Annotated in this window: 18 protein-coding genes; 12 read left to right on the top strand and 6 right to left on the bottom strand. The window is 52.0% G+C overall.

The window, feature by feature from the left end; all coding sequences use genetic code 11:
- The first annotated feature begins 2 nt into the window (after positions 1 to 2).
- The gene (locus BXU09_RS08325) at positions 3 to 1,646 is read left to right on the top strand and encodes an O-antigen ligase family protein (RefSeq protein ID WP_078304884.1); all 1,644 of its coding nucleotides are present in this window, start codon (positions 3 to 5) and stop codon (positions 1,644 to 1,646) included.
- 5 nt (positions 1,647 to 1,651) lie between these two features.
- Complete coding sequence (locus BXU09_RS20200; protein WP_144012030.1) at positions 1,652 to 2,509, top strand: hypothetical protein; 858 nt, start codon at positions 1,652 to 1,654, stop codon at positions 2,507 to 2,509.
- 123 nt (positions 2,510 to 2,632) lie between these two features.
- Here the strand turns inward: BXU09_RS20200 and BXU09_RS08330 are convergent, their stop codons facing one another.
- Entirely contained in the window at positions 2,633 to 3,640 is a 1,008-nt protein-coding gene (locus tag BXU09_RS08330; protein WP_144012031.1) for a transposase, read from the bottom strand.
- A 543-nt stretch (positions 3,641 to 4,183) separates the two neighbouring features.
- On the opposite strand from BXU09_RS08330, the gene BXU09_RS08335 reads away from it, so the two are divergent.
- Positions 4,184 to 5,128, top strand: coding sequence for an IS110 family transposase (locus BXU09_RS08335; RefSeq protein WP_078301792.1), 945 nt, complete (start codon positions 4,184 to 4,186; stop codon positions 5,126 to 5,128).
- 132 nt (positions 5,129 to 5,260) lie between these two features.
- Here the strand turns inward: BXU09_RS08335 and BXU09_RS20205 are convergent, their stop codons facing one another.
- The 5 genes from BXU09_RS20205 to rfbB form a co-directional block, all read right to left on the bottom strand.
- On the bottom strand, positions 5,261 to 6,511 hold the full coding sequence (locus tag BXU09_RS20205; RefSeq protein ID WP_144012032.1) for a hypothetical protein: 1,251 nt from the start codon (positions 6,509 to 6,511) through the stop codon (positions 5,261 to 5,263).
- 172 nt (positions 6,512 to 6,683) lie between these two features.
- Entirely contained in the window at positions 6,684 to 7,424 is a 741-nt protein-coding gene (locus tag BXU09_RS08340; protein ID WP_078301794.1) for a sugar nucleotide-binding protein, read from the bottom strand.
- Positions 7,421 to 7,981 carry a dTDP-4-dehydrorhamnose 3,5-epimerase family protein gene (locus tag BXU09_RS08345; RefSeq protein WP_078301796.1) on the bottom strand — a complete coding sequence of 187 codons (561 nt, stop codon included), beginning with the start codon at positions 7,979 to 7,981 and terminating at the stop codon, positions 7,421 to 7,423. Before BXU09_RS08345 ends, BXU09_RS08340 begins: the two co-directional genes overlap by 4 nt.
- Positions 7,974 to 8,873 carry a glucose-1-phosphate thymidylyltransferase RfbA gene (rfbA, locus tag BXU09_RS08350; protein ID WP_078301797.1) on the bottom strand — a complete coding sequence of 300 codons (900 nt, stop codon included), beginning with the start codon at positions 8,871 to 8,873 and terminating at the stop codon, positions 7,974 to 7,976. The genes BXU09_RS08345 and rfbA overlap by 8 nt, the downstream gene beginning before the upstream one ends.
- Positions 8,870 to 9,928 carry a dTDP-glucose 4,6-dehydratase gene (rfbB, locus tag BXU09_RS08355; RefSeq protein ID WP_078301799.1) on the bottom strand — a complete coding sequence of 353 codons (1,059 nt, stop codon included), beginning with the start codon at positions 9,926 to 9,928 and terminating at the stop codon, positions 8,870 to 8,872. The genes rfbA and rfbB overlap by 4 nt, the downstream gene beginning before the upstream one ends.
- Before the next feature lie 166 nt (positions 9,929 to 10,094).
- On the opposite strand from rfbB, the gene BXU09_RS08360 reads away from it, so the two are divergent.
- From BXU09_RS08360 to BXU09_RS08400, 9 genes are all read left to right on the top strand, one after another.
- Positions 10,095 to 11,360, top strand: a complete 1,266-nt coding sequence (locus BXU09_RS08360; RefSeq protein ID WP_168174575.1) for an oligosaccharide flippase family protein — start codon at positions 10,095 to 10,097, stop codon at positions 11,358 to 11,360.
- The gene (locus BXU09_RS08365; protein ID WP_078301802.1) at positions 11,357 to 12,100 is read left to right on the top strand and encodes a glycosyltransferase; all 744 of its coding nucleotides are present in this window, start codon (positions 11,357 to 11,359) and stop codon (positions 12,098 to 12,100) included. The genes BXU09_RS08360 and BXU09_RS08365 overlap by 4 nt, the downstream gene beginning before the upstream one ends.
- The gene (locus tag BXU09_RS08370; protein WP_276205836.1) at positions 12,097 to 13,146 is read left to right on the top strand and encodes a polysaccharide biosynthesis protein; all 1,050 of its coding nucleotides are present in this window, start codon (positions 12,097 to 12,099) and stop codon (positions 13,144 to 13,146) included. The genes BXU09_RS08365 and BXU09_RS08370 overlap by 4 nt, the downstream gene beginning before the upstream one ends.
- On the top strand, positions 13,143 to 14,252 hold the full coding sequence (locus BXU09_RS08375; protein ID WP_078301803.1) for an NAD-dependent epimerase/dehydratase family protein: 1,110 nt from the start codon (positions 13,143 to 13,145) through the stop codon (positions 14,250 to 14,252). The genes BXU09_RS08370 and BXU09_RS08375 overlap by 4 nt, the downstream gene beginning before the upstream one ends.
- On the top strand, positions 14,191 to 15,390 hold the full coding sequence (gene wecB, locus BXU09_RS08380; RefSeq protein WP_240501116.1) for a UDP-N-acetylglucosamine 2-epimerase (non-hydrolyzing): 1,200 nt from the start codon (positions 14,191 to 14,193) through the stop codon (positions 15,388 to 15,390). Before BXU09_RS08375 ends, wecB begins: the two co-directional genes overlap by 62 nt.
- A gap of 9 nt (positions 15,391 to 15,399) precedes the next feature.
- Positions 15,400 to 16,620 (top strand): glycosyltransferase family 4 protein, encoded by a 1,221-nt coding sequence (locus BXU09_RS08385; protein ID WP_078301806.1) that lies wholly within the window; start codon positions 15,400 to 15,402, stop codon positions 16,618 to 16,620.
- Positions 16,617 to 18,182, top strand: coding sequence for a hybrid nucleoside-diphosphate sugar epimerase/sugar transferase (locus BXU09_RS08390; protein ID WP_144012033.1), 1,566 nt, complete (start codon positions 16,617 to 16,619; stop codon positions 18,180 to 18,182). The genes BXU09_RS08385 and BXU09_RS08390 overlap by 4 nt, the downstream gene beginning before the upstream one ends.
- Positions 18,179 to 20,002, top strand: coding sequence for a nucleoside-diphosphate sugar epimerase/dehydratase (locus tag BXU09_RS08395; protein WP_078301808.1), 1,824 nt, complete (start codon positions 18,179 to 18,181; stop codon positions 20,000 to 20,002). The genes BXU09_RS08390 and BXU09_RS08395 overlap by 4 nt, the downstream gene beginning before the upstream one ends.
- A gap of 62 nt (positions 20,003 to 20,064) precedes the next feature.
- A complete protein-coding gene (locus BXU09_RS08400; protein WP_078301809.1) occupies positions 20,065 to 20,619 on the top strand; it encodes a hypothetical protein in 555 nt (184 codons plus the stop codon).
- Position 20,620 lies beyond the last annotated feature (1 nt).

The following is a 20,620-nucleotide window of genomic DNA, read 5'->3' on the forward strand; positions in this document are numbered from 1 at the left end:
ATATGTCAAGTTTTGTAAATTTAGCTAAAAAAATATCATTTGCCGAAAAATTTATCATCCTTCTTCCTCTGATATACATCATATCACCCCTCTCTCTTCTGGGTATAAGGAATTTGTCCGCCTTAAATCAAGAACTTACTGTAGTTATATTTTTTTATGTCGTTTCTCAGCTGTTTGCATCACTAATGACCGATAATAGCCTATATGCTTTGTTAGGCGGATCTATTAAAACCTTATTAATCCTGGGTCTCATAGGACTAGGGTCTACTATGGATATTAGAAAAATATCAATATGCATGGCTGCTGGGCTTTGTTTCGCTATTCTCTGCGCATTTATCTATAGTATTTTGATAGGTCAGAGTATTTTAGAGCAAAGATTGATACATCCTTATATGACATCAACTACCTTGGGAATTGCTAGTGCAATCATTGTAATGCTAGCATTTTTCGCAGAGCTACCTCGTTTAAGTAGCGGGATACAATTGCTTTCTCGCTTGATCCTATTTTCTACGGGATTTGTTGGAATTATTGCATCAGGTAGTCGGGGTGCTATAGTTTGTCTTGTGTCTGGAATTGTGGCGGTTTTGCTGATTAAAACTGATTGGAAAAGAATAGCCTATGTTTCTTTATTTGCACTCATTTTTATTTATACATTATATAGGAGTAGCTTAATAAATTTTGAAGTATTTGGAAGGCTTTTATCCCTATCTGGTTCTGGACGTGAAATCATATGGGACACCACGAGACAGGTCATTATTGAAAACCCCCTTTTTGGTATTGGAACATACCAGCTGGGCAAATATTTAGAATCGCAGTCCGAGTGCGTTTTGTGGGTGCAGAAATGTCCCGAATGGGTATCTAATATTATTATAGATACCGGTAAGCCTTGGATTATTGCTCATAATGCATCTTTACAACAAATATCGGAGACGGGAATTATCGGTTTTATCGGATTAGCTTTGATTTTGGGGGTAGTTGCATCTTCAGCTGTAAAATCCAGAAATTACATGGTGATATCGATAATATTTGGATTCTTTGGCGCGAGTAGTATTGATAACTTACTAGTAGTACCTAGCCCGTTTTTTGGTGAGATATTTTGGTTATTTTCTGGATGGTCTATCGCTAACAGACAGGCAATTACCTCTATGGATATTGAAAAAAAGCCTAATCAGGAATTATTATCATTCAACTATCTTAGTAGAATAATTTTTTATATAATGCGTACATTGACCGCATTTTCATTGGGTCTGTTGATAGTCCTTTCTTTCTTGGCACCCGTAATTTTAAAATACCTTTTTTTTATAGAAGATAAATATCAAGATATAGCTTTTTATAATATAGATATAAACCGTAAATTTGGTCACCCAAATCGGTACCTCACAAGCGTGGATTTTTCTGGATCTCCCGGTGAATATAAAATATTGACTTTTGGATGTGTAGACCAGTGCCTAATAATTAGCGATAGAAATATCTTAATATCTCAAAATTCTAATCGTTCTGGCCTGATAAGCATTGATGGCGTATCAGATATTAATTTTAATGAATTTAAAATTAGGATATATAGGATAGATAACTCAAATCAAAATCCTGCCCCTGTAGGCGTGTATAGTTACTCCTTAATTGGAAATAAAGCGCCATTAGAATAAATGCAATGATTAAGGCTCTCATTTGTATCAAAGGTGACCATGCCATGATTTGCGGAATGAAAAAGATCCTACTAGCCACTTTATCGGTGTTTAGCTGTTGCGGAGTTTTTTACATGTTTTATAAAGTGCCCGAACCAAAAATTAAAATGCTGGAAAAAACATGTTCGGAGAACGGTAATTTCAAAATTGGGGGTATGCTGGATGACGGCGGTGTAATTTTAGATGACCGGGGCTTTTTAATGAACGGAAACGGTTGGATCTATAGTTATCTATGCAAACCAGGATTTATTACTATGAACGTAACTGGAATATCTAGTGATGGAGTAAGTCCAGAAATAAATATAAATTTAAATGGACAAAAATTTCGTAGTTTTAAGATATATGGCAATAAAAACATAAAATTTGAAGTCCCAAGCAGAGGACTTTTAACTTTAGGGTATTACAACGACATATTTAAAGTCGATCTAAGAATGGCAACTTTTAGAAACTTTCGAATAGTTAGAACGTGTAGTTCTGATTATAAAATAGAGACCCCCCTGGGTAGTCTGGCAAACTGGGATAGAGTGAATGACGCATGGACAGTAATTAAAAAAAGTCCGGCTGTTATACTGTTCCCGTGTGGGGAAGGTATGATGCAGCTCTCCGCTTATGGTCAGTCTGCTGCAAACATTTTTCCTAAAATCGAACTAAGACAAAACGATTCTTTGATAGGTGCTTTCCAGTTGGGTGAAAAGGAGACTCATATAAAAATTAGTGTTGATAAATCACCCATATATATTAGTCTAGTTAATCCATTTGCTAGACTATTAGATAATAGAGATATTAGAATAAATAGCATATACTTTGAAAGCAAAGTCCCATAAAAATTTATGAAAGCTCAAAATCTGCGATTCTGTGACTGACGGCCTGAACCTGGTATGTCAAGCCGGTAAGGGAAAAGGGCAAAAAGATCCTATGAGGGGGCTGGGCTGACCGCCTGACAGATTTTATGAGATGAAGTGAAAACTGACGTGCCAGCCGTTCTTAAGCGCTTCCAACGAGGACGGCTGGCCACGTTTTCTGGGCTTCGGTGGCTCGGGGTCCGGGCCGCCCCGCAATCTCAGGGTTCTGAAGAACCTCTGACCTCGACTCAGCGCGTAGCTCATCGCTTTATGCCCGATTTTCAGGTAGCTCAGTCCGCGCTGCCAGTGGGGATCGACGACGCGTCGATCCCCACGCTCCACCACGTCCAGCCCCTCGGAGACCAGCAGCAACGTCGCCACCGAGATCACCATGACCAGCCGTTCCAGGCTGTTCGCATCCCGCAGTTTGGACGCTTCCAGCTCGAACAGGCCGCTCTTCTCGTCCAGGAACCCTTCCTCGATCTGAAAACGCTCGCCGTACTCGCCGAAGGTGTCCACGCTGGTGGGCTCGTTGCTCACCACCTGCCATTGCTCCGGGTCGTCTGATGGACGACCCAGAACGACGTGCACCGGCCCGAATTGCCGTCCGGTCAGACGCACATGGTGGAAGCAGGCCGTTTCCCTCGGTTGGAGCTTCACGTCGCTGATCTTGCAGAGGCGCTGCCCGTCTGGCGTGCTGAGGATCAGGGTGGATTTGATACGGATGCGGTAGGTCCAATCGCAGTGCTGGAGCCATGCCATCAGGTCGGTGTCGCAGAAACCCCGGTCCGCCAGCAGGCGGACCTGACGAATGCCCACGAAGTCCAGGAGGCCTTTGGCTTCTGCGAGCACAGGGAGCAATTCGTCCGTATCGACTTGGGCACTGGAATGCTCTATGACCCGGGACACCAGTGGAACGGCCCGCCCACGGAAGAGAACGGAGACCCGGATGAGGCAGAATTTCTCGAACAGGACGCTGGTATCCAGAGCGAGGACCAGGGTGTCCTGGCCCCACTCGCGGAGTGCGCGAGTGATGACCTCGCCGTAGAGCAGGCTCGCGTGAAGGTGCTTATTACGCAACCAGCGCCGAAAGCGGCGTTCGCTGCTCCGCACGGGAGTGGACGTGAGGGAGCCAGAAGGAGGATGTGCTGCGCCTAGAGAGCAGCATTCCCGTGACCATCCAGGCGAGGGTATGGACGTTGCGGACGTCATTCCACAGGGCACCCTGGAGATGAGGGAGGATGGCTTGGTAGAGTCGTGAGGCATCCCCGGTGGCATTTTCGGTCTTCACAAACAGAAAGTGTCCCCTATCGGGGACGCTTTCTCATAATTTCTGTCAGGCGGTCAGGGGGGCTGGGATGGGGCCGCCCACGTGACTGTCCTGCAAGGTTCGGTACAACGTCTGTGATTAGCGGTCGCTCGGGTGCCCGGCTTCCGGCCGGGCACTCGAAAGCGCGCTTGTATCTTGGATGCGGGACTGAGACTCGGTAGAGCGCAAATCGCGCTTGGTCAGCAAGACCGTTGATTAGCATTGATCGCCGAGTCGCCGCCCATTCCGACTGAGAGGCCGAACAATTGCTTGAACCCTGGAGTTCGCATGAGCAAGCCTGGCGCGGGCCGGAATGCTGTCCCACACACTGATGGATGTGGTGCAGTATGTCAGGTGAGACGTTCGTAGGCATCGATGTCTCGAAAGCCCGGCTGGATGTCGCGATCTTGCCAAGCGGTGAGATCTTCGCCGTGGACAACACGGCGTCTGGACTCACCGAACTCTTGATTCGCCTGTCTGAGGCTCAGCCGCACTTGGTCGTCCTGGAATCGACCGGTGGCCTGGAACGGGCCGCAGTGCTGGCTCTGTATGAAGCGGGCTGGCCGGCAACGGTGTTGAATCCACGCCGGGTGCGTCATTTCTCGCGTGCACTGGGCCAACGTGCGAAGACTGACCGGATCGACGCGATGGTCCTGGCCAGGTTTGCGCAGACGATGCAACCGGAAGCGCAGGTGCACTCGAATGCGTTGCAGCGGTCGCTGGAGGCGATCCTGACGCGCCGACGTCAGGTGGTCGAGCTGCTCAACATGGAGCGCAACAGGCTCAATAGCAGCCAGGATGCCTACGTCCAGCAGGACCTTCGTGAGGTCATCCACTACCTCGAGGAGCGTCGTGAGCAGCTCGATCAAGCTCTCCGGGATGCGATTCAGCAGAATCCGAAGTTCCAAGCGACCTATGACGTGTTGACGTCAACTCCGGGTGTCGGCCCGGTGATGGCGTGGACGTTGCTGGCCCAACTCCCTGAGTTGGGCCAGCTCTCCAGGCAGAAGATTGCCAATCTGGTCGGGGTTGCGCCACTCAATCGGGATAGTGGGACCGTGCGTGGTCACCGCAGTATCTGGGGGGGCCGTGCGTCGGTACGTCAGGTGCTGTACATGTCAGCGGTGTCAGGAGTCCGGTGGAATCCCACGCTGAAAGCGGTGTATCAGCATCTGATCGGGAATGGCAAACCGACGAAGGTCGCGCTGGTGGCCTGCATGCGCAAACTGCTGGTCTATCTGAACGCCATGGTGCGGGATCAGGCTCCCTGGCAGGTGCAATCGGTCGCCTGAATGCCGGACCTGCGGCTAGTCTCCCCTTCAACCACGGGCCGCCCCCCGGCCTTGACCGCTTGACAGGAGACACAATTGCTAATCACAGACTCACAGACCTACCCGGTCAGCCGTTTGCTGTCATCAAAGATTTCAATCAACTGCTATTAATGATAGGCTTCGGTATTTAAAAACTGCCGTAATTACCATTGAGTGGGTGATGGTCTCTTGTAAGCTAAATAGACCTGGGTTGCCTATTGCCGGCATTAGAAAGGACATAGCCGATATTAGGGCGGCCGAATTACTTAATTTCGAAGTCGTATCACAAAGATGTATTATAGATAGAATTGTAACTACGTAAAGTATGATTGGTATCACCCCTAATATACCAAATTTATGAAATAAAGCAATGTAAGATAACTCAAAGCCGTAGTCTTGACCCTCCGCGCGCGAATAATTTAGAATTGTTGCACCAGAGCCATTTCCGAACAGCTTTATGTCATCTATGATATATCTTAGCTGCTCGTAACGAGCTACGTTTGATATGTCTTCTTCTGAAAAAAAGTTCTCACTTATAATATTGCTTGGAAAAGCAGACAAGTATACAGATAAACACGCTGAGGAGAATAGAATTGCGAGAATTGCTAGCTTCCAGCCGAATCTCGAGCTTCTTAAGTATGCCAGAAATGTTAATAAGGCAGAGAAAATAATGGCCAATTGCATACCCTTACTCATGCTAATTGAAAATATAACGTATAGTCCCAAAAATATGGTCAAAATTTGAACTACTCTTCTAAAATAATTTACGTCTTTTGATGTAAATATCTCCACTAAATAATACATGACAGGCACACACACTAGATATTGCGCGTATGTGAAAATTCTTCCCCAGCGTACGCCGCCATCCCCAACGAATGGTCCAAAAATAGTTTGAGATAAATTGCTCGTTACATCCCAACCTGCAAAGCTAGACAGCAGTTTTAAAAGTATAGTCGTGAGCATAACTATGATTCCAGAAAGGCGTAGGATGCTCACTATCTTCATATCGGTCTTGGCGAATATAAGCGGAATCAGAATAAGATAGCCAATTACACCTGCATTATTTTGAATAATAAAAAAAAGATTATTCCCATTAATAATCCCCATCATAACTGAATAGGCCCATAAAAAAACCATTGTAAGTGATATTACAATTGCTATTACTGCTGAGCTGGAGATTTTCCTCCAAGACCTAGCAAGGCCGACGGATGAAACTAAATAAAATGGCATCATTGCAATGAATAAAATATAATTATTATCAATTCCTCCAATTAACTGACTCGAGCCAAAGCCGAATGCGAGAATGAGTATGCATAAAAAACTTAAGCTATCGGATAAAATCTTATAGAATGACGGCCTTTCCATGGATTTCCTTTCGCGTATCCCCGAATGAAGCTTCTATGGTTTGTCTGCATAGCTCGGAGCTGAATAGAGTATTTAGAGAACTCATAATTAATTTCCCCAATTATTAAGAGATTGCGAATTTAAATCGAAATTAGAATCTGAGTATCTAATCAGATAAATATCATCTTCAACCTTATTGTTTAGATGTGTCTAAGCACGATTCGAAAAAGCTTTGCGATTGCCAGAGTGTAGTGTTCAGACTAACGTCTTGCGGCAATGATACAGATGCCTGCGATCTATTACCTTCTCGCACGTCTGGTTTGCGGCGACGAGCCAGTTCAAGTACGCTCTTGCGCTCGGTAGCGATGTGCAGCAGGGTGTGCGAGATCTCGTGGGCGTGCGTGATGGCCTGCGCGATCTGGGGCGCCAGTACGTCCACGTAGTCCTGGCTGGTATACACATCACTGAAGGCAACCGGATGAACGAACTCACGCGGTCGGAAACTGGTCCGGATGATCAGGTGGTCACGCGCGGCGCGGGCTGCTTCCTCGGCGACCAGTTTGGTCAGCGCGTAGTAGTTGACGACCGGGCCGAGCGTGTCGTCCTCGCGGTAACCACCGGTGTCGCCGCTGAACACGTAGTCGGTGCTGATGTGAATCAGTTTGGCGTTCACGGCGTTCGCGGCGGCGGCCATGGTGCGGGTGCCGACCACGTTGGCGTTCCAGCAGGCGTCGCGGTCCTTCTCGGCGCCGCCCACGTCGGTGTACGCGGCGGCGTGCACGATCAGATCGGGCTGCTCGCGGCGTGCCACGTCCAGCACCTGCGCGGCGTCCGTGATGTTCATTTCTGCCGACGTGGGGGCCACGATACCGGGCAGCAGGGCACGCAGTTCGGTGCCCAGGCGGCCGCCGCCGCCGGTCAGCAGGATCTTCATCCCATGTCCTCGGCCCACAGGTCGTCACCGAAGTGATTCCAGGGCAGGCGACCCTCGTTTGGGTCGCTGATGTCGAACTGGGCGTCCATGGTGTACAGCAACGTGGCACCCTGCTCGCCCGCCTGGTAGCCGTGCGCGACGCCGCTGGGAATGTACACCATCATGGGCTGCTCGCCGCTGAACACCAGTTTGCGTTTCACGCCCAGGGTGGGGCTCCCGGCGCGGCAGTCCACCAGCCAGATCATCAACTGACCCTGCAACACGCACCAGATCTCGTTCTGCTCCTGCTTGACGTGAATGTGAAACGCATTGATGCGTTTCGGTGCCGCCCACGACACGCTGATCTGCCGGGGTGTCAGTTGGCCCGGCAGGCCCTGCACGCCCTGCTCGTCCAGGCGGACGTACTCCATGAACGCGCCGTTCTCACTGCGGTTCTTCTTCAACGCGTGGAACCACACGCCTTCGATCTGCGGGGCGGCCGGGTAGGCCTCGAATTTCAGTTCCCGCGCGTACTCGGGCGCCAGCTTGATGGTGTGCTCCGCGGTCTGTTCAGGCATGGCGTTTCTCCTTGCTCAGTTTCAGCAGGTACTTCCCGTACCCGTTCTTGGCGAGTTTCTGCGCCTGCTCCAGCAGCATCTCCGTGCTGATCCAGCCGTTCCGCCACGCGATCTCCTCGGGCGAGGCGATCTTCAGGCCCTGGCGGTGCTCGATGGCCTGCACGAACAGGCTGGCTTCCAGCATGCTCTCGTGCGTGCCGGTATCCAGCCACGCAAAACCCCGGCGCATGAGTTGCACGTCCAGCAGCCCCTCATTCAGGTAGGTGCTGTTCACATCCGTGATCTCCAGCTCCCCGCGCGGCGACGGCTTGATGCTGCGGGCAATCTCGACCACGCGCTCATCGTAGAAGTACAGACCCGTGACCGCGAAGTCGGATTTCGGTTCGGTCGGCTTCTCCTCGATCGACAGGGCTTTCCCGCTGTCATCGAAGTCCACGACGCCGTACCGTTCCGGGTCGCTCACCTGGTACGCGAAGACGGTCGCGCCCTCGGCGCGACCGTTGGCCGCCTGCATCAGGTCCGACAGGTCGTTCCCGTAGAAGATGTTGTCGCCCAGCACCAGCGCACTAGGATTCCCGGCGATGAAGTCCTCACCGATCAGGAAGGCCTGCGCCAGTCCTTCCGGTTTCGGCTGCACCGCGTATTCCAGGCGAATGCCCCACTGCGACCCGTCCCCCAGCAGCTGTTTGAAGCGGGGGGTGTCCTCGGGCGTGCTGATGATCAGGATGTCCTGCATGCCGCCCAGCATCAGCGTGGTCAGCGGGTAGTAGATCATCGGCTTGTCGTAGATGGGCAGCAATTGCTTGCTGACCGCGATGGTCGCCGGGTACAGGCGCGTGCCGGACCCGCCCGCCAGGATGATGCCCCGACGGGACGTGGTGAACGCCGTCACTTCGCCTCGGTGCCCGCGAGACGCTCAGCGTACTGACGGTCGTAGTACTCACGGAACTCGCCACTGCGGATCGGCTCCCACCACCAGCGGTTGTCCACGTACCATTTCGCAGCTTCCGCGACCGCCTGTCTGGGGTCGTACTTCGGCTCCCAGCCCAGCGTGCGCAGCTTGTCCACATTCATGGAGTACCGGCGGTCATGGCCGGGGCGGTCCGTCACGTGCTTCACGAGGCTGTGATCCTTCCCGAGAGTCTCCAGCACGATGTCCACCATCTCCAGGTTCGTCATCTCGCGCCCGGTGCCGACGTTGTACACCTCGCCGATCTCGCCCCGGAGCAGCACCGCCTCGATGCCCGTGCAGTGATCGTAGACGTGCGCGTAATCGCGCATCTGGAGCCCGTCACCGTACACCGGCAGCGGCTCGCCCAGGATCGCGTTCGTGCTGAACAACGGCACGGCCTTCTCCGGGTACTGGTACGGCCCGACGTTGTTCGCGCCGCGCGTGATCGTCACCGGAATGCCGTACGTGATCGCGTACGCCTGCACCAGCTGATCGGCGGCCGCCTTACTGGCCGCGTACGGGCTGCGCGGGGCCAGTTCATCCGTCTCCACGCTCTGGTGGTTGTCCTTGATGTGGCCGTACACCTCGTCGGTGCTGATGTGATGCAGGCGGATTCCCAGTTCACGCGCTACTTCCAGCAGGACGTGCGTGCCGCGCACGTTCGTGTCCGTGAACACCAGCGGCCCCAGGATGCTCTGATCCACGTGTGTTTCGGCGGCGAAGTTCACGATCAGATCGATGCCCTCGTCCTGACAGGTGCGGCGCACCAGATCCTGATCCCCGATATCCCCCACCACCAACGAGACGTTCGCGCTGTCCCACAGGTCATGCAGGTTCTCCTGGCGGCCCGCGTACGTCAACTTGTCGTACACTGTTACTCGGCTTTCAGGGTGCTGTGCTAGCCAGTACCGCACGAAATTGCTACCTATGAAGCCGCAGCCACCAGTGATGAGGATATTTTGGAATTGAGTGTACGTCTCTCTGGGATGATTCATCTGGTGATTCCTATCGTGTACCTTCTTCTCGGATGTGTGATCATGTCGTCGTGAGTTTACTACGGATTTTTGAGTATTTGAAGAGCTAAGGCTTTATGGTTAAATAGCCTTGGCCTATATTATTGGTGCTTGGCGATGGGCGCGCTAATCAGGAGGAATCTTTCTAGTGCCTAGCCAAGCTGACAAAAAAATTACATCCAGTGTCGGCTTGCCACGATCGAGTAAGCAGATAACCAAAATATTTTTAGCGTACGGACTTCGCCTAGCGGGCCAAGGGCTTTCCTTCTTTCTATTTGCAAAGGCGTTAGGTGCGAACGATTTCGGGTATGTGATCGGAATGCTTGCAATCTTGGGGCCTTTATCGCCATTTGTCGATTTAGGCGCATATTCTATCATATCAAGGGATATTTCTTTGGGAAGAAACCCTGAGAAGGTCGTAGCCGAAAATATTAAGATGGTTTTTTTGCTTATGCCAGTCGGTATTTTGGTCGCACTTATCTTATTCTACCTAGCGTATGGGACTGAAAATTTGTGGATCGGCTTGTTTGTTGGAATTGGCTACCTGCTAACCAGTAGGTTATCTTTAGTAATGTCGTCAATCCAGACTACGACAGAATCAAGAGTCCCATTTCTTTTTTTGGAGTCAGTATCCGCTATTTCTATGACACTGTTAGGAATCTACGGAATCCTTAGAGGAATTAGATTAAATGAATGGGCGCTTCTGTATGCTCTGTCTGGGACGGTTTTTTCTTTAGTGTCTTTGATATACTTAAACAGAGAATTTAAAATTCTAGAAAAGAGTAATATCTCGCCCAGAAGATTAAAAGACGGTTTAGTCTTCAGCCTCGGCAGTGCCTTTCAGTATAGCTATCAAGATATGGATAAAATTATACTTGCTCGTACTTATGACCCGGCCGTAGTTGGAGCATATGGTATCTCGAGTAGAATTGCATCAGTTGCGCTGATACCGATCGGTGCGATATATTCTATTTTCTATCCTAGATTTATTCAGGCCGGCGAAAAATATAAAGAAACAACCTCATTGCTGAAACGCGTTCTGCTGATATCTAGTGTGTACAGTCTAATTATATCTATAGCGGTTTATTGTCTCTCATTGTTTGTGAATGATGTGTTGGGTAAAGGATATGAAGACTCTAGTACATACTTAAGATATTTATCTATACCAATAGTCCTGCAAGTGTATCAGATTCCGTTTGCTGATGCCATTACTGGAATGGGACGGCAAGACATCAGGACGGCTGTGCAAGGTTGCTCAGTGGTGGCTGCTATCCTGATTGGCGTGGTCCTTATACCCCTAAACTCAATAGGCGGGGTTCTGGTTTCCATAACCGCGCTTCATGCTCTTATATTGCTATTCTACTTAACGATTTACTTCAGACTTAGTCTGAATCTAAAAAGGAGAACTCAATGATTTCTGTCTGTATGGCCACTTATAACGGTTTCGAATACATACCCGCGCAGATTAATAGTATCCTGGGGCAGATAGATTCAGGAGACGAAATATTGATACAGGACGACTGTTCATCTGATGAAACAATCGAATACTTGAAGAGCTTAAAAGATGATAGGATAATAATCGAGATCAATAAAAGTAATCTTGGAGTTATACCGACATTCGAGAGATGCCTTAAAAGAGCGAGGGGAGATATTATATTTTTGTCGGATCAAGATGATGTATGGATTGATGGTAAAGTGAGTAATGTGATGTCTGAATTCTGTAATCCTAGAACCATGGCGGTTGTAACAAACGCCGAAATTATCGATAATAGTGGTGCCGTTATTCATAGTTCATATTTTGCTCTAAATAATAGTGGCGCTGGAGTTTTAAAAAACTTCCACAAAAATTCATATCTTGGTTGCTGTCTTGCGTTCCGTCGAGATGTGCTGGAGTTCGCACTAAAGATTCCAGTCGGTGTCAGGACTCACGATGGATGGATAGGTATAGTAGCAAATATGATGGGGGACGTGGTATTCCTCGACAAAATTCTCTTAAAGTACAGAAGGCATGATAAAAATGTAAGTCAAATGCACAGATTTGGAATTCTAGATATAGTTAAGAGAAGGGCTTTGCTTGCCTCACACATGCTAAGGGTGATGGTAGCTCTAAAACTGAAGATGCAGGATCGTAGACAGGTAGGAGGAAAAATATGAATATGGCCGGAAATAAGCTGTCTGATAAGGTTGTCTTGATTACTGGCGGCACGGGGTCCTTTGGGAACGAGCTTTTGCAGCTTGTTAAAGACTCAGATATTGCCGAGGTCCGTGTGTTCAGTCGCGATGAATTGAAGCAGGAGCACATGCGTGTGCGGATGAAGAATCCTAAAATTAAATTTCACATAGGTGATATCCGAGATCGCCAGAGTGTCGACCAGGCCATGGAAGGCGTGGATCTGGTATTTCATGCTGCGGCTCTCAAGCAAGTGCCTTCCTGCGAGTTCTTTCCGATGCAGGCGGTTATGACGAATGTCGTGGGTAGTCATAATGTTATCGAATCTGCTATTGCTCATAGGGTTGGATCAGTTGTATGTCTGGGTACTGATAAAGCTGTTTTTCCGGTCAATGCGATGGGAATGACCAAGGGGTTAATGGAAAAAGTGGCCACGGCCGCCGCGAGACGCCTGGGTGATGGTAGTCCTACTACCATCTCGACCGTGCGATATGGCAATGTCATGTATTCGCGTGGTTCAGTTATTCCTCTCTTTGTCGAACAAATCAGGCAAGGCCGTCCACTCACAGTAACTGAGCCCAACATGACTCGCTTCCTACTATCACTTAGAAGTGCAATTGATCTTGTTTTATTCGCTTTTGAGCATGCTCGACAGGGTGATATTTTTGTTCGGAAGGCGCCGGCCTCTACTGTGGCAGATCTGGCTCAGGCAGTCAGTAATCTTTTCCAGGCTGACGCCCCAATTGATATCATCGGCACCCGTCATGCTGAGAAATTATTCGAGACTCTCGCAACATCTGGCGAGCTGGTCAGTGCGGAAGATATGGGTGAATACCTACGGATCGTCATGGATGACCGCGACTTGAACTACGCTAAATACTTCACGGAGGGCGATCCCGAAGAGTCTCTCGTGGAGGACTACACCTCACATAACACCGAGCGTCTGACTGTCGCGCAGATTGAAGTCCTTCTGCGCTCGCTGCCTGCGTTTGAGCGGGAACTGCTGGCCCACCAACGCGGTCAGTCGTGAGAATCGGCATCACTGGCGCGCGCGGCCTACTCGGTACGCACATTCACGCGTACCTGTGTGGGCAGCCTGATACGACTGTGATCGCTACGAACCGTGAGGTATTCAGTTCCCCAGCAGCCACGCAGGCGTTCGTTGGAAACTGTGATGCGGTGATTCACCTTGCCGGAATGAATCGTGGCAATGATGCCGACGTGGCCGCCACCAACATACATCTGTGTGAGCAACTGGTAGCGGCCCTGGAGGCCACGCAGGCCCGACCGCACCTGCTGTTCTCCTCGTCTACACACATTGAGCGGGATACGGCCTACGGTACCTCAAAGCGGCAGTCAGCCGAACTGCTGCGGCGGTGGGCTGAGCGCAGTGGTGCCCGATTCACCAACGTGATTCTCCCCGGCGTCTTTGGTGAAGGTGGCAAACCGTTTTATAACTCGGTGGTGTCGACCTTTTGCGCGCAATTAGCTCAGGGAGAGACACCCGACGTGAACGCTGATGCACAAGTCGAACAGGTTCACGCACAGGAAGTAGCGCGCCAGTTCCAGGCCTTCATTATCCAAGGGGAAACCGGTGATCGTCGAATACAGGGCCAGATACTGACAGTAGGGGATATCCTTGACCGTCTGCGTGCATTTCATATGCTCTATGACCAGCACATCATTCCTGATGTGCGCGACGCCTTTGATCGTGACCTTTTCAATACCTTCCGCTCATACTTATACCCTGGCCGCTATCCAGTACCTCTAACTCTGCACAGCGATGAGAGAGGCACTCTGTTCGAAGCAATCAAGAGCCCCAACGGTGGACAGGTCTTCCTATCAACTACACACCCGGGCGTTACACGCGGTAATCATTACCACACCCGAAAGATTGAGCGTTTCTTGGTCACTGGGGGTGACGCTGAGATCAAGGTGCGGCACGTCACGGGACGCGATGTGAAAACTTTTCGGGTGAGTGGCAGTGTGCCCTCTTACGTGGACATTCCAACGCTACATACGCATAACATCACGAACGTGGGTAGAGGCGCGCTCACGACGCTGTTCTGGACCCATGAGCTTTACGATCCAGAAAATCCCGACACCTATCTCGCCTTGGTGGAAAAACATGAATGAGCAACCTACCCGCCGTATGAAGATCATGACCGTGGTCGGCACCCGACCTGAAATTATTCGGCTCTCGCGAGTCATGGCAAGGCTAGACGAATACACTGAGCATGTTCTTGTCCACACTGGGCAGAACTACGACTACGAACTCAACGGCGTGTTCTTCCAGGACCTCGGTGTGCGCTCTCCAGATCACTTCTTGGAAGCCGCGGGTGCTGGGGCGGCTGAGACCATCGGTCAGATTTTGATCCGTCTCGACCCCATTCTGGAGCAAGAGCGCCCCGACGCTCTCCTTATTCTCGGAGATACCAACAGTTGCCTAGCGGCGATTAACGCCAAGCGCCGCAAAATTCCCATATTCCACATGGAGGCCGGTAACCGTTGCTTCGATCAGCGGGTGCCTGAGGAAACCAACCGCAGAATTGTGGATCATACCAGCGACGTGAACCTCACGTATTCCACGATTGCACGGGAATACCTTCTGCGTGAAGGGCTAGACCCGGCCCGTGTTATCAAGACTGGCAGTCCGATGTTCGAAGTATTGCAGCACTACCGACCTCAGATTGATGCCTCTGACATTCTGACCCGGCTCGCACTAAAGCGCCACAACTATTTTGTGGTCAGTGCACATCGAGAAGAGAACGTAGAGTCTGACATAAACCTGGGCAAGTTACATCAGACCCTGAACGCACTGGCTACCCAATTCGGGCAACGCGTGATCGTTTCCACGCATCCGCGAACCCAGAAACGCATCGATGCAGCCGGACTGCAGTTCCACTCCAACGTAGAACTTCTCAAACCTATGGGGTTTCACGACTATGTGCATCTGCAGATGCACGCCCGGGCCGTCCTCTCAGATTCAGGGACCATCACTGAGGAGTCCAGCATTCTCAACTTCCCGGCCCTGAACATCCGGGAGGCACACGAGCGCCCGGAAGGCATGGAAGAAGCCGCAGTGATGATGACGGGCCTAGAGGTGACCAGGGTGATGCAGGGCCTCGCGTTGCTGGACACTCAGCCCCGGGGGGAGCAACGGCTGTTGCGGCTCGTGGATGATTACTCCATGCCCAACGTCTCCCACAAGGTAGTCCGTCTAATCCTGAGCTATACGGATTACGTGAACCGCGTGGTGTGGCGGAAGGGGTAAGCTGGCCAGATGCACATTTTGGTGGTCACCCAGTATTTCTGGCCTGAGAACTTCAGAATCAATGACATCGTCACAGGCCTGCATCAACGCGGTCACCAAGTCACGGTCCTGACTGGGCACCCGAACTATCCATCAGGGCAGTTCACACATGGGTACACAGGTCGGCAGGTACAGATAGAACAGTTCAGTAGCATCCGGGTGTTGCGGGTCCCAATGCTGGCCCGTGGCCAGCGCAGTGGCGCGCGGTTGCTGATGAATTACATGTCATTTGCTCTGATGGGGAGTGTCCTAGGCCCTATGGTGGCCCGTGGCCGATATGACGTCATCTTTGTGTACGAGCCTTCGCCCATGACAGTGGGGTATCCGGCCATGGTCATGAAATGGTTGACGGGTCAACCTATTGTGTTCTATGTGCAGGACCTGTGGCCTGAAAGTCTCGCTGCCACCGGCTTCGTCACCCACACGGCAGCCTTGAAAGTCGTGGAATGGATGGTTAAGGGCATTTATAAAGCCTGTGACCGGATTCTGGTCACCTCACGAGCCTTTATTCCAAGAGTTCAGCGCCTGGGCGTCTCACCTGATCGCATCAGTTACTTTCCGCAGTATGCAGAGAGCCTTTACCGGCCCCTCGCTCCCGAACCCGACTGGGCCAGGCAACAGGGGTTACCCGAAGGATTCACAGTCATGTTCGCTGGCAACATGGGTACTGCCCAGGATCTCATGACGGTTCTGGAAGCGGCTGAGATCCTACGGGAGGAGACAATCAACTGGATTTTCCTGGGTGATGGCAGTATGCGTACTGAACTAGAATCTGAAGCGTATAAGCGGAACTTGACCAGCGCGCGATTTTTAGGCAGTCGTCCAGCCAGCGAGATGCCGCGGTTCTTCGCACAGGCGGACGCTCTGTTGGTGTCCTTGACCAGTGATGAACTGTTCGCGTTGACCGTTCCCGCAAAGTTGCAGTCGTATTTGGCTTGTGGTCGACCAATTCTCGCCTCCCTGCTGGGTGAAGGCGCTGAGATCGTCAGAGAGGCTGGGGCGGGGGTCACCTGTGAACCCCAGAACGCGCAGGGGCTCGCCGAAGCAGTACTGGTACTTCGGCAGCTGTCTCAGGATCAGCGAGATGCCATGGGACTCCGAGGTCGAGCGTATTTCGAAGCGCATTTTGAGCGTGAAAGCCTGCTGAATGATCTGGAACGGACGCTTAAGCAGGTTGGAGGAAGAGTGTGAAGGAAATTGTGCTTGTCGTAGGTGCCAGCGGTTTCGTGGGCCAGGCCGTCTGTAAGGATCTACTTCGGCGAGGGTATCGGGTACGGGCTGCCGCTCGGCGCAGTCAGGATTTACCCGCGGGCAGTGAACACGTTGCCCTTCCCGACCTAACAGATGCAGAGACCGATTGGCTACCGCTGGTACGCGATGTACAGGCGGTCGTCTATTTGGCTGCCCGCGTGCATGTCATGAACGACACTCATCCTGATCCTCTCACGGCCTACCGCGCAGTGAATCGGGATGCGCCTCTGGCCCTCGCGCAGGCCGCTGCCCAGGCGGGCGTCGGCCGATTTGTATATCTCAGTTCCATTAAAGTCAACGGGGAAGCTACTGAAATCGGCCAACCCTTCACAGAACAAAATATTCCCGCACCTACGGACCCCTACAGCATCAGCAAATTTGAAGCCGAGCAGGGTCTGCTTGAACTCGGACAACTCAGCAAGCTGGAGGTTGTCGTCCTGAGACCTCCCCTAGTGTATGGCCCTGGAGTAAAGGCGAACTTCATGGCACTTGCCCGGCTGGCTGGGCGCGGATGGCCGCTGCCACTGGGGGCCGTACGCAATCGGCGCAGTCTGATTTATGTCGAGAATCTTGCGGACCTTGTCGCTGTGGTTCTACAACATCCAGCCGCACCGGGCCAAGTGTTCTTGGCATCCGATGCTGAAGACCTCTCCACAGCTGATCTGACCCGCCAATTAGCAGAGGCGCAAGGACGCCGGGCTTGGCTGGTAGCAGTGCCTACACATTTGCTCTGGGGGCTGGGCAGAATGGTGGGGCGATCAAACATGCTGTCCCGACTACTGGGATCACTGGAGGTGGATAGTAGCAAGGCACGCGAACAGCTTGACTGGGCGCCACCGTACCCGATCTGGCAGGCACTGGCGCGCACGGGGCGCAGTTTGCAACAGTTGGAAACGCCACAACCTTTCCGTCTAAAGAGCACTCAGCGCTTTTATCTATGGCTCCGTACACCACTAGAACGACTGGCAGCCTTAGTACTGCTGATGGCAATAGCCCCACTCCTCTTTATGATCACGCTACTGGTGCACTTTGATTCTCCTGGGCCAGTGCTTTTCAGGCAGCAGCGGGCTGGAAGAGGACACCGACCATTTACCATCTATAAGTTCCGCACCATGCGAGCAGGCACGCCCAACCTGTCAACCGAAGACATGGTCAAATCTGGTATGAATTCAATCACGCCCATTGGAGCCATCCTGAGACGCACTAGCTTGGATGAATTGCCGCAGCTTTTGAATGTCGTGAAAGGGGAAATGTCCCTGATCGGCCCACGTCCAGCTCTACTGACCCAAACACCCGTGCTGCAGTTACGAGCAGCCAGTGGAGTCGACCGCTTGCGTCCAGGAATCACCGGGTACGCGCAGGTGACTGGACGCGACGATCTTCCGGATGAGGAGAAGGTGCACCGTGACACTACATACTTACAACGACTGAGCTTCGGTATGGACTTGGCCGTAGCGCGCCTGACGATCCGATCCGTACTACAAGGCACAGGGAACAAATGAACTCCGTCGCGCGGAAATTCTTGATTGATTTAGGGCTGTGGGCCGTCGCTGGTCTTTTGGCGTACGCTTTTCGAAAGCCAGACCTTGTGCATCAAGGGGTGCCTGTGAACGTCTGGGGATACCTATTGCTCAGTACAGGTGTGATGGGCACTATGGAAACGTACTATGCTCTGCACCGTCAGAAGTGGCAGCGGGTCGGACTGGGTGACTTGCAGCTTCTCGCGCGAGCCGCCGCTTTAGCGACCCTAGTTATGTTCGCTCTGGGGTTCGTTCTGCAAGGCTGGTTGCAACTGCCACGCAGTGTGCCGGTTCTGGCGGGTGTATTGGGCTTCATGGCCATGGGTGGTGTGCGGCTCATTGCCCGTCTCCTGAGTGAACGCGTGCGATCACAAGGTACAGCGCAGCGGCGGCGGGTGCTGATTGTTGGAGCTGGGAATGCGGGCAGTCTGATCGCCCGTGAAATGCAGCGGCACCCAGAAGCTGGTCTGGACCCTATCGGCTTCTTGGATGATGAGCCAAGTAAGCTGCGCAGTCGCGTCGTAGGTTTACCTGTGTTTGGCTCTGTAGACGCTCTACCTGAGGTAGCAGCCCGCGAACGGGCACAGGAGGTCCTTATTGCTGTTCCTTCTGCGGAAGGTCAGTTCGTGCGGCGCGTGATGGATCTGGCCCAAAGTGCTGATCTGCGATACCGGATTATTCCAGGTGTATTCGAGATTCTCAGTGGCAACGTGAGTATCAATCAGATTCGGGATGTCAATCTAGAAGACCTCCTGCGCCGCCCACCTGTAGAACTGAATACTTCTGAAATTGCGGGATACCTTAAAGGCCGGACAATGCTGGTAACAGGTGCAGGAGGCAGTATTGGTTCAGAAATAGTGCGGCAAATTGCGTCCTATGAACCTGCCACCCTCCTACTATTCGGAAGAGGTGAGAACAGCATATTCTCGGTTCAGCAGGAGTTGTTGCGAGAATGGCCAGGAATAAAACAAGTGGGTCTGATAGGAGATGTGCGCGACCTCCCACGACTGAGAGCAGTGTTTGAGCAACACCGTCCAGACGTAGTGTTCCATGCGGCCGCGCACAAGCACGTACCGCTGATGGAGGAGGCGCCATCCGAAGCTATCTTGAACAACGTTGTTGGGACGCAGAACGTCGTAAATCTCTGCCTAGAGTTTGGTGTAGAGAGGCTAGTGAATGTTTCAACGGATAAGGCCGTGAATCCGACCAGTGTTATGGGTGCCTCCAAACGAGTCGCCGAGATGGTTGTTTCCGCAGGAGCAGCGAAGGCTCAGCCTATGCAGGCGTTCATGTCTGTACGTTTTGGGAACGTTCTGGGGAGCCGTGGAAGTGTGGTTCCTACATTCATGGCCCAGATTCGATCAGGTGGGCCAATCACGGTAACTCACCCTGAGATGGTGCGGTATTTTATGACTATTCCTGAAGCGGCGCGCTTGGTTTTACAAGCGGGCGGACTCGCCAATAACGGAAGTGTATATGTGCTAAACATGGGTGAACCAGTCCGCATATCCGATCTGGCTCATGATGTGATTCGACTAAGCGGCGCCCGCAATGTAGATGTTGTGTATACCGGTGTTCGACCGGGAGAAAAACTTTATGAGGAATTGCTGACCTCAACCGAGGATGCTGAGGCTACCACTCATGCAAAGATATCCATTGCCCGATTGGCCCAAGTTGACGCACGGCAAATTGCGTCACAGCTCTATTCTCTGCAAGTAGCTGCGCAGAACAACGACCCTGAAGCTGTGCGCGAACTCCTGGCACTGGTGATCCCAGAGAATAAATTTGGTCGTATTAGATAGACTGACATCTTTCAGTTTTAGAAAAGGACGTCCAGTACGGCTTCTGACCTCAGAATGAGGGTGTGAAACAGAAGATCAACCGTGCTGGACAGCTTTATTCTGACATGTTGACTGCCTGCCCCCGAAAGCAGCATCGAGACAACATGCAGGTGGTGCTCAGCTGCTTCCTCGAAGCCCTTGGGATATCCCGCTTCCATGCGTCCACCGCCAAGTCCCCGGGCGCCATCAGCCGATTCCTCAACCACCAGAACTGGTCGTTGCGCACCCTCATTCGAACCATCCGCCAGCACGCCCTGCGAACCTTCCAGGACTCCCTCCGTGGACGCCGGGGGCGTCCACCGCTCATCGAGATCATCGTTGACACGACCTCCATCTCAAAGGAGGGCGCGTTCGCTGAACTGGATGGCTGGATCCACACCCTGAACAGTGTTCGTGGCCTCCATGTCGTCATGCTCTACGTCTGCTGTGGTGACCTTCGCCTCCCCTGGGGCTTCAAGATCTGGCGCGGGAAAGGCTCGCCTTCACCGACAGACCTGGCGCTCCGGCTTGTCCGACCAAGAGTTTCCACAGGCGAGGGAATAGCGACCAGCACGAAGGCCCAGGAGGCAGGGGCTTGAA

The organism is Deinococcus sp. LM3 (genome assembly GCF_002017875.1).
Classification (GTDB): Bacteria; Deinococcota; Deinococci; order Deinococcales; family Deinococcaceae; genus Deinococcus.